Below are 13,484 nucleotides of genomic sequence, written 5' to 3'. Positions count from 1 at the left end.
ATTTATTCATCAAAGTCTATAACTTCTCCATTAAAAAAATTTGCTAAATTTTTTGAACTATCATCATAATTTTCCTCGTTTGATTTGTTTGTTGATAAATTAGTTTTTGATTCTATTTTATTTATTGGTTTCAAAATCTTTTCTTCATTTTGGGTTATTTCTGGAGTTTTTGTTGGGTTACCTTTAGTTAATTGTTTTGTTGAAAAATTAAGTACTATTTGATCTCCAAATATCTTTTTTACTGTATTTTCGATAATAACTTTTCTGCTTTTTATCATATTTTCCCAGTTTGGAGATAATGCAATTATGATTTCCCGCGAATCAAAACTTTCAAGTTCGGCTTGTTGTGAAAGTAACATTCTTGTTGAAGGTAACTCTACTTTAGAAAGAATTAATTCCCATTTATCTTTTAAATTATTTGATTCGGAATCATTTTCGTTATTTTCAGAAATATTTCCAAGACTTTCTTTTCTATTAATGTCAAATTTTCCTAATATTTTGTCTTTTTTTACAATCAATTCCTCGCGCCTTATCTCCTGTTTGATACTTTGTTTTTCAATTTCATCAGCAATATTTTCTTTATTATTTATTGCAATGTTTTTAATACTTTCATGCTTCTCATAAGTCGAATTATTTTTACTTTCTTGCTTATTTTCAAAACTATTTTTCTCTTGATTATCAAGAAGGCCAGTTAAATGTATTTCAAACCAAAGCCTTGGATTATCACTTGTTTTTATTTGATATTCGATATTTCTCAGATTATTATGCCAATTAATTATTTTTGATTTATTTATTGTTTTTGAGATTTCATCCAATTCATCTTGAAATTCATCCGATGTATAATAAAGATCTGAATATTTATTATTTGTAGTATGCAGTAGTAAATCTCTCGTTATATTCAGTAATCCTATAATTATTTGATGGGGTTCGTATCCAATATCATACAGTTTGTTGCATGTGATAATTAATGACGCTGGATTATTCTCAACCAATGATCGAATAAGATTTGTTAGTTCAATTTCTGATACTTCTCCTAATAGGTTTTGGATATTATTAATCGTTATACCTTCAGGTAAAAGATTCAGTTGTTCAAGGAGGCTTTGTGCATCTCTCATGCCTCCATTAGATCTTTTTGCTATCATTTTTAACGCCTGCACTTCGTACTCAATGGATTCTTTTTCTGCTATTTCTGATAAATGTTGAAAAATGTCACTAGGACTTATTCTTCTAAAATCAAACTTTTGGCATCTACTTTGTATCGTATTTAATACTCTCTCAGGATTTGTTGTCGCAAGGATAAATACAACTCTTGAGGGCGGTTCTTCAATAGTTTTTAGTAAAGCATTTGAAGCTGCTGTTGAAAGCATATGACATTCATCAATAACATATACTTTCCATCTTGCTTGAGTAGGTGCAAATCTCGCTCTTTCTATAATTTCTCGTATATTTTCAACTCCTGTATTTGATGCTGCATCAATCTCGATAATATCTAGAGCGTTTCCATCTGTAATTTGTCTGCATAAGTCACATTTACAGCAAGGATTTATCGTAGGTTGGTCAAATGCCTGGCAGTTTAAAGACTTTGCAAATATTCTCGCGCTTGAAGTTTTTCCAGTGCCTCTTGGACCATTAAAAAGATATGCAGGAGCAATTTTTTTTGTTAAAAGTGCTTGTTTGAGTGTGATGGATATAAATTTTTGCCCAACCAGTTCGTCTAACTTGTTTGGTCTATATTTTTGATGAAAAGGTTTATGTATATTTGGCATTTATTTTTCATTAATGTAGAAAAATTAGACATTCAATTAAAGCAACTAAACTCTAATTTTTATGCAGACTCTTTAATGATTCTTTTTGAACCTGAAGGTAGTTTAACAATTTTAGATGAGAACAAATTATCTACCATTTTTTTCGTAATTGTGAATTCTTTTATATTTTCTTCAGAAGGCAAAGTATACATTATGTCTAGCATTAGTTCCTCAATTATTGATCTTAATGCTCTTGCACCTGTTTTTCTTTTATATGCTTCATTTGCTATCGCTTCAACAGAATCAGGCTCAAATGATAACTCAACATTATCCATACTTAGCAAAGTTTTGAATTGCTTTACTAATGCATCTCTTGGTTGAGTCAAAATAGATTCTAAAGTTTCTTTAGTAAGACGATCTAATACAGCACAAACCGGAATTCTTCCAATAAATTCTGGAATTAGGCCATATTTCACTAAATCATCTAATTCTAAATTTTTTAGGGAATCTCTTGTGTCTACTATTTTTTTTGTATCAACTTTATTTTGATCTGAATTGGTGGTAAATCCTATGGAGTTTTTACCCATACGCTTTTGAACGATATCCTCTAAACCTATAAAAGCTCCTCCGCAAATAAATAATATTTGACTCGTATCAATTTGGATACAGTCATGATAAGGATGTTTTCTTCCGCCTTGCGGTGGCACATTAGCAATTGTTCCTTCAAGCATTTTTAATAATGCTTGCTGTACCCCTTCACCAGAGACATCTCTAGTAATTGAAGGATTCTCGCTTTTTCTTGCAATTTTATCTATTTCATCAATATAAATAATTCCTTTTTGAGCTAGTTCCACATTCATTTCTGATTTCTGTAGAAGTCTTAAAAGTATGTTTTCAACATCCTCCCCAACATATCCAGCTTCTGTCAAAGTCGTTGCATCAGCTACTGCAAAAGGAACATCTAGAAACTCTGCTAAAGTTTGCGCCAATAATGTTTTTCCACTTCCAGTAGGGCCGATGAGTAAAATATTTGATTTTTGTAATTTAGTTGCTTGTGAATCTGTTGAATTGCTATTTTTACTGTCTTCTTTAACTTTCCAAGCTAATCGCTTGTAGTGATTGTATACGGCTACTGATAATATTTTTTTTGCAGATTCTTGTCCAACAACTTGATTATCTAGAAAACTTTTAATTTCTAGTGGCTTAGGAATTGAGGTTAATTCTAAAGGAACAGATTTTTTTGGATTTTCAGTTGGTAATTTCTTTTTTACTTGCGGAGAGTTGTTTGTGTTGGCTTGATTATCAAGTAGTTCTTCATCGAGAATTTCATTGCAAAGGTCTATGCACTCATCACAGATATAAACCCCAGGACCAGCTATAAGCTTTCTTACTTGGTCTTGTGATTTCCCGCAAAATGAACATTTAAGATGGGCGTCGAATTTAGCCATCGATTATAAGTTTTAATGTGAAAGGTGTTAATTATCCCTATTCACTAGGATTGCTTATAAATATCAATTCGTCATCATATTCTTAAAAAATCAGTATTCCTTGTCACTTTTTGATAACTTTATCAATTAATCCATATTCGACTGCTTCTGAGGGAGATAAAAAGTAATCTCTTTCTGTATCTTCATTAATTTTTTCTAAAGGTTGACCAGTATGTTCTGCTAAAAGCGAATTTAATGTTTTCTTGAGAAAAAGTATTTCTTTAGCTTGTATTTCAATCTCTACTGCTTGACCTTGTGCACCTCCAAGAGGCTGATGAATCATAATCCTAGAATTAGGTAAAGCCAATCTTTTCCCCTTTGCTCCTCCAGAAAGCAGAAATGCACCCATACTTGCGGCTACTCCAAAGCATATTGTCACTACATCAGGGGATATTTGTTGCATGGTATCGTATATGGCCATTCCTGCAGTTACTGAGCCTCCAGGAGAATTGATATATATTTGTATGTCTTTTTCGGGATCTTCAGCTTCAAGAAATAATAATTGTGCAACAAGTGAGTCAGAAACTTGATCATTAATTCCAGTACCTAAAAAAATTATTCTCTCCCTCAATAGTCTTGAATAAATATCAAAAGCTCTTTCTCCTCTACCTGATTGTTCTATAACGGTGGGAACAGCGGCAATAGTTTTATTATTACTTTCGTAAGAACTTATTGAGCTTTGGATTAAATGTTTTTTTTCTGAGTTCACAAATTAGTTTGCGTCTTATAAATAATTTAAGGGGTTTTTGTTTAATTAGTAGGAAATTTCATAAATTATTTTTTTTCTTTTTTATTTTGGGTTTTTGTTTTTTTTGTTGTTTTAATAGTTTTTGTAGTTTTTGTCGTAGTTTTTGTGGCTTTTGTTGTTTTTGTAGTTTTTTCTTTTACTTCAGAATTTTCTTCAAGCCAAATTATTAATTTTTCTTTGAGTAAATCGTTACTTATTACATCTGTTAATTTTTTAATATCTATTTGTTTTGAAGATTGAGAGATTGCATCTTCATAATCTTTCATTTTCAAATCAATTTCATCTTTCTCTACTTTTATGTTTTCTTTTTCAGCTAATGCTTTTAGAGCTAAATTTCTTTGAACATTTTTTTCAGCTTGAGGTCTTGTAGACTCTGCTAATGACTTAACTAATTCCGGAGTGAACGTAGATTTAACATCAAGACCTTGTTGAGCAAATCTTTGAGCGGTTTGTTCAATATTATTCCTTACCTCTATATCAATCATAGATTTTGGAATTTCTACAACTAATTCCTTTGTCAAGGCATCTAGTAAAGCTTCAATTTTGATATCTTTTTGAGTTTTTTCAAAATTGTCTTTTAGTTGCTTTTCAATATCTTTCCTTAACTCTTTTAATGATTCTTTGTTGCCAGACTGTTTTGCAAAATCGTCATTGAGTTCAGGTAATTCTTTTTCTTTAAGATCCTTAAGATTTACTTCAAAGATTGCATCTTTGCCTCTTGAATCCTCATGAGAATAATCTTCAGGAAATTTAAGGTTAAGTGTTTTAGTATCACCAATTTTCATCTTTACGATTCCCTCAACGAAACCGGGAATCATTTTATTCTTTTCTAACTCAAGATCCATTGATTCACTTGTCCCACCATCAATCTCTTTACCAGAATCTTTATATTTTCCTTTGAAACTAACTACAGCAATATCTCCTAATTTCGCTGCTCTATTGGTTACTGGAATAATATTTGCAAACTGATTTCTAGATTTTTCTAGCGCTTCTTCTACTGACTTAGGATCAAACTTTGTTTTTGAGATTTCAACACTTAGTCCTTTCGATTTTTTTAGTTTTAATTCTGGGGCAACATCAGTTTGAAGAGTAACCTTAAGTGATTTTTCAGGACTAAACTTTGCAAGTAAAGATTCAAATCCATCTACCAATTCTGGCTCACTTAGTGGCTCTATAGATTTTATTTTTAATGCTTCTTGCCATGATTTATCAATAATTTTTTCTAGAGCAGAAGCATGTAATTGTGTGATGCCAATTCTTTGGATTAAGACTTGTTTAGGAATTTTACCAAGTCTAAATCCCGGAATTTTAGCAGAACGACTGATAGAACTGATTGTCTCATTTACACAAGTTTTGCATGTCTCAGATGGTATTTCTAATTCAAATGCAATTCTACTTTGAGGAAGAGGAGTTGTTTTGACTATTAATGCTTCTTTAGCCATTTTTTTTATTAATTACTAAAAGCCGAATCTTAATTATTTCACATTATGTGATTTCCTTGAAAGTTATTTTTTTGATAAAGTAAAAAAAATAGTCAATCTATTTATAAAAATCATTTTAAAGTGTGAGAAAATCTCCGTTTTTGCCTAATAGGCCATTAAAAGTTGCTGTTTTAGGATCATCAGGTGCTGTGGGATCTGAATTACTCAACATTCTTGAACAACGTTATTTCCCAATATCAGAATTGGTCTTGCTTTCATCAGAGCGTTCAGAAGGAAAAAAAATTATTTGGAAAGGTGAAGAATTAGTTACAAAAAAAACAACTAAGGAAGAATTTCTGAATCTTGATTTAGTTTTAGCTTCAGCCGGTGGAAGTATTTCAAAAAAATGGTTGTCTACCATTATGGAACAAAATGCTTTATTGATAGATAATTCAAGTGCTTTCAGATTAGATAATAATGTACCTCTTATAGTTCCTGAAGTTAATGCTAGTGATGTAATTAATCATGATGGGGTAATAGCGAATCCAAACTGCACTACTATTTTGTTGACATTAGTTTTGGCTCCATTAACTAAACTTTCGACTATTCAAAGAGTTATTGTTTCAACTTATCAATCTGTAAGTGGTGCAGGGCAATTGGCGATGGAGGAACTAAAACTTTTAACTGAACAATATCTTCAGGGTAATCATCAAAAAAGTGAAGTTTTGCCATACTCACTGGCTTTTAATTTGTTTTTGCATAATTCACCCATGCTTGCAAATAATTACTGCGAAGAAGAGATGAAAATGGTTAATGAGACAAGGAAAATATTAAATATTGCTGATTTAAAGCTCTCTGCTACATGTGTTAGAGTCCCTGTACTTAGAGCACATTCTGAATCGATCAATATTGAATTTGCCGGTGTAGTTGAGCCTAAAGATGCTCTTGAAGCATTAAAAAAATCTCCTGGAATTGAAATAATTGAGGATTACAAAAATAATAGATTTCCTATGCCAAATGACGTTATGGGAGGGGATAATGTTGCTGTTGGCAGGGTAAGAACTGATATAAGTCAGCCTAATGGATTAGAATTATGGTTATGTGGAGATCAAATAAGAAAAGGAGCAGCTCTTAATGCTGTTCAAATAGCTGAGTTATTAATTCCAAAAAAATGATTACAGACAAAACTGAGTGTAATAACCCACTATTTGGAAGAATATTGACTGCAATGGTTACTCCATTTACTGAAAATGGAGATGTAGATTATGAACTAGCTATAAAGCTCTCAAATTATCTTTTTGAGAACGGTTCTGATGGAATTGTGTTATGCGGTACTACTGGAGAATCTCCGACTCTTTCATGGGCGGAACAGCATGATTTATTTATTGCAGTAAAAGGATCTTTGGATTCAAGCTGTAAAGTAATAGTTGGCACTGGTAGTAACTGTACAAGCGAGGCTGTGGAAGCTACAAAAAAAGCCTACGACTCTGGTGCTGACGGTGCTTTGGTCGTTGTTCCTTATTACAATAAGCCGCCTCAAGAAGGTCTTTATAAACATTTCAGTTCTATTGCTAATTCTGCAAAGGATTTGCCTCTAATGCTCTACAACATTCCTGGAAGGACAGGATGCAATTTATTACCTGATACTGTGAAGAAACTTATGGATTTCTCAAATATTCTCAGTATTAAAGCTGCAAGCGGTAGAATAGAAGAAGTAACAGAATTAAGAGCTATTTGTGGTTCTGAACTCTCTGTATATAGTGGCGACGATTCATTGTTGCTTCCAATGTTATCTGTAGGTGCTGTAGGAGTAGTAAGTGTTGCAAGTCATTTGGTTGGATTGCAACTGAAAGAGATGATTAATTCCTTTCAAAGTGGAGAGTTTTCCAATGCGCTTACTATTCATGAAAAACTTCAGCCTCTTTTCAAAGCACTCTTTATGACTACTAATCCAATCCCAATTAAGGCTGCTTTAGAGCTTTCGGGATGGAATGTAGGTAATCCTAGAAGTCCTTTGTCACCATTAACCACTGACATGAAAGAGCAACTATCTTTTATTCTGAAATCCCTATAATAGGGATTATATTTAACTTGATAATTAAATTTAAATAAACCTTATTTGATTTCAAGCAGGCCTTCATAAATTTCAAAATTATGCAATCAAGTACAAATTCAACTGTAAATAGATCTAATAATGATTCATCTAGATCTAAAGGTAATACTCCAGCTCTACGAGTAATACCCCTTGGAGGACTACATGAAATAGGAAAAAACACTTGTGTTTTTGAATATGGTGATGAATTGATGCTTGTTGATGCTGGTCTAGCTTTCCCATCTGATGGTATGCATGGCGTAAATATTGTTATGCCAGATACAACTTTTTTAAAAGAAAATCAAAGAAGAATAAAAGGAATGATTGTCACTCACGGTCATGAAGATCATATTGGAGGTATTTCTCATCATCTAAAGCATTTTAATATTCCGATTATTTATGGCCCAAGACTTGCAATGTCAATGCTTAGAGGAAAAATGGAGGAAGCAGGGGTATCTGATAGAACAACTATACAGACAGTCAATCCAAGAGATGTTGTAAAAGTTGGACAACATTTTTCTGTTGAATTTATTCGAAATACTCATTCTATTTGCGATAGTTTTTCTTTAGCAGTTACAACACCTGTTGGCACAATTATTTTCACGGGAGATTTTAAGTTTGATCATATGCCAGTAGATGGAGAGCAATTTGATATTGAAAGAATGGTGCATTACGGAGAGAAGGGCGTTTTATGCATGTTCAGTGATTCCACTAATGCTGAAGTTCCAGGGTTTTGTCCTTCAGAGAAGACTATTTATCCCTCTTTAGAAAAACATATTGCGGATGCAAAAGAGCGAGTTATCCTTACCACTTTTGCTAGTTCTGTTCATAGAGTGACCATGATCTTAGAGTTGGCCATGAAACATGGAAGAAAGGTCGGTTTATTAGGTAGATCGATGATAAATGTTATTGCTAAGGCGAGAGATATTGGTTACATGAAATGCCCAGATGACTTGTTTGTTCCTATCAAGCAAATTAGAGATTTGCCAGATAGAGAGACCTTATTATTAATGACTGGAAGTCAAGGAGAACCCTTGGCAGCGTTAAGCAGAATATCTCGTGGTGAACATCAGCATGTTCGTCTCAAGACTACTGATACTGTAATATTTTCAGCCAGTCCAATACCTGGCAATACTATTTCTGTTGTTAATACAATAGATAGATTAATGAAACTCGGAGCAAAGGTTGTTTATGGAAAGGGTGAGAATATTCATGTTTCTGGTCATGGTTTTCAAGAAGATCAAAAGTTAATGTTGGCACTCGCAAAACCTAAGTTTTTTGTTCCTGTTCATGGAGAACATAGAATGCTTGTTTGTCATGGCAAGAGTGCACAAACTATGGGGGTTCCAAAGGACAATATTTTAATTATTGAAAATGGAGATGTAGTTGAGTTAACTCCTAATTCTATTCAAAAAGGTGATCCTGTAAAAGCTGGTGTTGAACTGCTTGATAACTCACGAAATGGGATAGTAGATGCTCGAGTATTAAAGGAAAGGCAGCAATTAGCTGGGGATGGTGTAGTAACTGTTTTAGCTCCTATCAGTACAGATGGGAAGATGGTTGCGCCTCCCAGAGTTAATTTAAGAGGAGTTGTTACTACTGCAGAGCCAAGAAAAATGTCTATGTGGACAGAACGAGAAATAAGCTGGGTCTTAGAAAATAGATGGAAACAATTATCCAGACAAACTGGGCCGAATAATTTTGAAGTAGATTGGATTGGTGTACAAAGAGAAATTGAAAATGGTTTATCGAGAAGAATGAGAAGAGAATTACAAGTTGAACCACTTATTTTGTGTCTAGTTCAACCTGCTCCAAGTGGAACTCGTGCTTATATTCCAAAGATTACCGAAGAGCAAAATTTTTCCAATAGAAATAGAAATAATAATAATTTCCATAAGAAATCAAACAATAACCAACCGAATATTTCAAATAACCAACAAAATACTCAAAAAAGTCCAAAAGTTTCTCAGAATCCTTCGGCTGAGACTCCTACAGAAGATTCATTTGAAGGTAGAACAAGAAGAAGAAGATCTACTGTCACATCTTAACTTTTTTCAAAATTTATATAGTTTTTATTCCAAACAATTTTTAAAAACTCTTGCAAGTTAATTTGACCTTTATTTTTTTCAAAAATTGAAGTTGCTAATTTTGTCAGATTTTTAGAACTACATTGCTTTGCAGATATTTCTTTTAAAAATCTATTTAAGATTGTGCACCTCGCTTCAATACACATACTATTTAAGAGACTCCTTTTGATACCTTTTACATCTTTACAATATAGGTATGCTAGTTCACTAAGATCATTACGTTCATTATTGTATTTGTTCATTTTTTGGGAAAAATTATTTATCCTTTCAGAACAACCAGGATAGATAACCTCCAAGGTAGGAATAATTTTTTTTCTTACTAAATTTCTTTTTAATTTAAGATCTGAATTTGTGGGATCTTCCCAGACTGGGATTTTCATATCATTACAAAATTGTTTCGTATCTTCTCTACTGAAAATTAATATTGGCCTTATTAAGAAAATTTGATTTTCTAGTAATCTTTTGCTTTCAATATTACTTAGACCGGCAAAATTGCTCCCTCTACATAAATTGAGGATAAACGTTTCTGCGTTATCACTACTCGTGTGACCAGTTAACAAATATATATTATGTTTTTCCTGGTTTTTATTTAATAAAGTTTTGGCTCTTTCACATAATTTTTTATATCTCCATTCTCGAGCTTTTTCTTCTGAAGAAATATTTTCTTTATTTGCTTGATCAAAGGAGAATGAAATATTTTTATCTTTGCAATAACTTTTTAATTCAAGAGCATAAACCGAGGATTTTTCGTGCCACTGATGATCACCATGCCAAACACTAATAGACCAATTATGCAATTTTTTTAGGTCATTAATTAGGGTTAATAAGGTCATTGAGTCTTGTCCTCCAGAAACACTTATTAAAATATTCGATCCTTTAGGAATTAATATTTGTTTGGTAAGAATCTCCTTATGAAGCTGATGATGCCATGAGGACCAATTTTTCTGAGTTAATTTTTTATCAGACATTTTGTGTTGCTCAGATAATATTTTTTAAAAAATGCACTGTTTTACTAAAACAATGTCACAATCGGGTAATAAATTCATTAAGTAAATGAGTCTGATTAATCTTTTGCCACAAAAAATCAAAGAAGAGTTAAGAAGCAAATCTTTACTCAAAGTTATTTCAGGATTGAATAATTTCGATGTTCAATCTGTGAAAAAAATTGTTGAAGCTGCTTCATTAGGAGGTGCAGATCTTGTCGATATTGCTTGTAAACCTGAACTCGTTGATTTAGCACTTAAGAATTCAACACTACCCGTTTGTGTTAGTTCAGTAGTGCCTCGATCTTTTCAAGATTCTGTAAACGCAGGAGCATCATTAATTGAGATAGGAAATTACGATACTTTTTATGAAAAAGGAATTAATTTTTCAGATAAAAAAGTTTTAAACATTACAAAAGAGACGAGGGATTTTTTGCCTAATGTTCCTTTATCAGTAACTGTTCCTCATAATATGCCTATTGATAAACAAGTTGATCTTGCTTTAAAACTAGTGGAAGAAGGTGTTGATATTATTCAAACAGAAGGTGGCACCAGTTCTAATCCTTACTCTCCAGGAATTCAAGGCTTTTTTGAAAAATCAGTACCAACTCTTGCAGCTACTTATGCTATTCATCAAGAATTTAAGAAACAATCTTTGAATATACCAATCATGAGTGCTTCTGGATTAAGCCAAGTAACTTGTCCACTAGCAATAGCCTCTGGAGCGTCAGCAGTTGGAGTTGGATCTGAAGTTAATAAATTAGATGATTTAATATCAATGATTGCGGTTGTTAGGGGCTTAAAAGAATCTTTGACAAATTCAATAATTGGAGAAAAAATTTCTTAGTATATTAATATCCTTTAGCTACTAGCTTGATGAATAACTATAAGCTTCAAGCTCCTTACGAACCAAATGGAGATCAACCAGAAGCTATTAAAAAATTAGTTAAAGGAGTAAATACTGGTAAAGAGTTTCAGACTCTTTTAGGAGCTACTGGGACTGGTAAAACATTTACCATTGCTAATGTAATTCAACAAACAGGAAGACCAGCGCTTGTATTAGCCCATAACAAAACGTTAGCTGCACAACTATGTAATGAGTTAAGGGAATTTTTCCCAAAAAATGCTGTTGAGTACTTCATTTCTTACTACGATTATTATCAACCTGAAGCTTATGTACCTGTAAGTGATACTTACATAGCTAAAACTGCTTCAATTAATGAAGAAATAGATATGCTTAGGCATTCTGCAACACGCTCATTATTTGAAAGAAAAGATGTAATTGTTGTAGCGTCAATAAGTTGTATTTATGGTCTTGGTATACCTAGTGAGTATTTAAAAGCTGCAGTTAAATTTGAAGTTGGAAAATCAATAAATCTACGTTCTTCTTTAAGGTCTCTCGTTGAAAATCAATATACTAGAAATGATATTGAAATTACTAGAGGTAGATTCAGAATTAAAGGTGATGTTTTAGAAATCGGCCCAGCTTATGAAGATAGATTAATAAGAATCGAATTATTTGGTGATGAAGTCGAGGCTATTAGATATGTTGACCCTACTACAGGAGAAATACTTGAAAGTTTGGAACAAGTTAGCGTTTACCCAGCGAAGCATTTTGTGACTCCAAAAGAAAGACTTGAGAGTGCAATAAGTGCAATTAGAAGTGAATTAAAAACTCAACTCGATAAATTTACATACGAAGGAAAATTATTAGAGGCTCAACGTCTAGAACAACGCACAAAATATGATTTAGAAATGCTTAAAGAGGTTGGTTATTGTAATGGAGTTGAGAATTATGCTCGTCATTTATCAGGCAGGGAGGAAGGTTCACCTCCAGAATGCTTAATAGATTACTTTCCTAAAGATTGGTTGTTGGTAGTTGATGAGAGTCATGTAACATGTCCTCAACTTCATGCTATGTACAACGGTGATCAATCTAGAAAAAAAGTTTTAATAGATCATGGTTTTAGATTGCCAAGTGCTGCAGATAATAGGCCTTTAAAATGTGAAGAATTTTGGGAAAAATCAAAACAGACATTATTTATAAGTGCAACTCCCGGTCAATGGGAATTAGATCAATGTGATGGTGAATTTATTGAGCAAGTTATAAGACCAACTGGAGTATTAGATCCTGTAATTGATGTAAGACCTAGTGAAGGCCAAATAGAAGATCTGTTATCTGAAATAAGAATTAGAGCTGAAAAGAATCAAAGAGTGCTAGTGACAACACTTACTAAGAGAATGGCTGAAGATCTAACTGATTTTTTATCTGAAAATAAAGTAAGAGTTAGATATTTGCATTCCGAAATCCATTCAATTGAAAGAATTGAAATTATTCAAGACCTTAGGATGGGCGAATATGATGTTTTGGTAGGAGTAAATTTATTAAGAGAGGGACTAGATCTTCCTGAAGTATCCTTAGTTGCCATTTTAGATGCTGATAAAGAAGGTTTTCTGAGGGCAGAAAGGTCATTAATTCAAACAATAGGAAGAGCTGCAAGACATGTTGAAGGCGTTGCTTTGCTTTATGCAGATAACTTCACAGATTCAATGAAAAGAGCAATATCTGAAACTGAAAGAAGAAGAACTATTCAAAAAAAATATAACAAAGTCAATGGTATTACCCCTAAACCTGCAGGCAAAAAAATAGAAAATTCAATATTATCTTTTCTAGAGCTTTCCAGAAAATTAGATGCTGGTGGTTTATCTAAAGATTTAATAAATATAGTTAATAACAAAACTGACTTAATTCTCAATTCCAGCGATAATCAATGTTTGCTCGAAGAATTGCCTGACTTAATAGAAAAGTTAGAAATTAAAATGAAAGATGCTGCAAAAGAGTTAAATTTTGAAGAAGCAGCAAATTTGAGGGATAGAATAAAAAAATTAAGACAAAAATTGGCTAGAAATAATTAAAAAGA

General features: G+C 32.5%; 10 protein-coding genes. 5 read left to right on the top strand and 5 right to left on the bottom strand.

The window, feature by feature from the left end; genetic code table 11:
* Positions 1-2 precede the first annotated feature (2 nt).
* The 4 genes from HA144_RS09175 to tig form a co-directional block, all read right to left on the bottom strand.
* Complete coding sequence (locus HA144_RS09175; protein WP_209043734.1) at positions 3-1,766, bottom strand: DNA polymerase III subunit gamma/tau; 1,764 nt, start codon at positions 1,764-1,766, stop codon at positions 3-5.
* Between the two features lie 59 nt (positions 1,767-1,825).
* Entirely contained in the window at positions 1,826-3,193 is a 1,368-nt protein-coding gene (clpX, locus tag HA144_RS09170; protein WP_209043733.1) for an ATP-dependent protease ATP-binding subunit ClpX, read from the bottom strand.
* Between the two features lie 103 nt (positions 3,194-3,296).
* Positions 3,297-3,941 carry an ATP-dependent Clp endopeptidase proteolytic subunit ClpP gene (gene clpP, locus HA144_RS09165; RefSeq protein ID WP_011819266.1) on the bottom strand — a complete coding sequence of 215 codons (645 nt, stop codon included), beginning with the start codon at positions 3,939-3,941 and terminating at the stop codon, positions 3,297-3,299.
* Positions 3,942-4,006: 65 nt separating this feature from the next.
* A complete protein-coding gene (tig, locus tag HA144_RS09160) occupies positions 4,007-5,422 on the bottom strand; it encodes a trigger factor (RefSeq protein ID WP_209043732.1) in 1,416 nt (471 codons plus the stop codon).
* A gap of 122 nt (positions 5,423-5,544) precedes the next feature.
* On the opposite strand from tig, the gene HA144_RS09155 reads away from it, so the two are divergent.
* From HA144_RS09155 to HA144_RS09145, 3 genes are all read left to right on the top strand, one after another.
* On the top strand, positions 5,545-6,576 hold the full coding sequence (locus tag HA144_RS09155) for an aspartate-semialdehyde dehydrogenase (RefSeq protein WP_209043731.1): 1,032 nt from the start codon (positions 5,545-5,547) through the stop codon (positions 6,574-6,576).
* A complete protein-coding gene (gene dapA, locus HA144_RS09150) occupies positions 6,573-7,475 on the top strand; it encodes a 4-hydroxy-tetrahydrodipicolinate synthase (RefSeq protein WP_209043730.1) in 903 nt (300 codons plus the stop codon). The genes HA144_RS09155 and dapA overlap by 4 nt, the downstream gene beginning before the upstream one ends.
* An 80-nt stretch (positions 7,476-7,555) precedes the next feature.
* Positions 7,556-9,541 (top strand): ribonuclease J, encoded by a 1,986-nt coding sequence (locus tag HA144_RS09145; RefSeq protein ID WP_209043729.1) that lies wholly within the window; start codon positions 7,556-7,558, stop codon positions 9,539-9,541.
* On the opposite strand, the gene tilS is transcribed toward HA144_RS09145, so the two are convergent.
* Positions 9,538-10,548 carry a tRNA lysidine(34) synthetase TilS gene (gene tilS, locus HA144_RS09140; protein ID WP_209043728.1) on the bottom strand — a complete coding sequence of 337 codons (1,011 nt, stop codon included), beginning with the start codon at positions 10,546-10,548 and terminating at the stop codon, positions 9,538-9,540. The two genes, HA144_RS09145 and tilS, sit on opposite strands and share 4 nt — an antisense overlap.
* A gap of 85 nt (positions 10,549-10,633) precedes the next feature.
* On the opposite strand from tilS, the gene HA144_RS09135 reads away from it, so the two are divergent.
* Together HA144_RS09135 and uvrB are read left to right on the top strand one after the other, a co-directional pair.
* Positions 10,634-11,410: a DUF561 domain-containing protein gene (locus tag HA144_RS09135; protein WP_209043727.1), complete on the top strand. Its 777-nt coding sequence runs from the start codon at positions 10,634-10,636 to the stop codon at positions 11,408-11,410.
* A gap of 29 nt (positions 11,411-11,439) precedes the next feature.
* On the top strand, positions 11,440-13,479 hold the full coding sequence (gene uvrB, locus HA144_RS09130; protein ID WP_209043726.1) for an excinuclease ABC subunit UvrB: 2,040 nt from the start codon (positions 11,440-11,442) through the stop codon (positions 13,477-13,479).
* Positions 13,480-13,484 lie beyond the last annotated feature (5 nt).

Source organism: Prochlorococcus marinus XMU1404, assembly GCF_017696175.1.
Taxonomy (GTDB): Bacteria; Cyanobacteriota; Cyanobacteriia; order PCC-6307; family Cyanobiaceae; genus Prochlorococcus_A; species Prochlorococcus_A marinus_X.
Note: the sequence above shows the minus strand (reverse complement) of the source record. Positions and strands in the feature narration are given on the sequence as shown.

Bases quoted from the DNA above. Each gene is read 5' to 3' on its own strand.
- tilS (WP_209043728.1), bottom strand. From the start codon at position 10,548: ATGTCTGATAAAAAATTAACTCAGAAAAATTGGTCCTCATGGCATCAT.
- uvrB (WP_209043726.1), top strand. From the start codon at position 11,440: ATGAATAACTATAAGCTTCAAGCTCCTTACGAACCAAATGGAGATCAA.
- HA144_RS09175 (WP_209043734.1), bottom strand. From the start codon at position 1,766: ATGCCAAATATACATAAACCTTTTCATCAAAAATATAGACCAAACAAG.
- HA144_RS09145 (WP_209043729.1), top strand. From the start codon at position 7,556: ATGCAATCAAGTACAAATTCAACTGTAAATAGATCTAATAATGATTCA.
- HA144_RS09135 (WP_209043727.1), top strand. From the start codon at position 10,634: ATGAGTCTGATTAATCTTTTGCCACAAAAAATCAAAGAAGAGTTAAGA.
- dapA (WP_209043730.1), top strand. From the start codon at position 6,573: ATGATTACAGACAAAACTGAGTGTAATAACCCACTATTTGGAAGAATA.
- clpX (WP_209043733.1), bottom strand. From the start codon at position 3,193: ATGGCTAAATTCGACGCCCATCTTAAATGTTCATTTTGCGGGAAATCA.
- tig (WP_209043732.1), bottom strand. From the start codon at position 5,422: ATGGCTAAAGAAGCATTAATAGTCAAAACAACTCCTCTTCCTCAAAGT.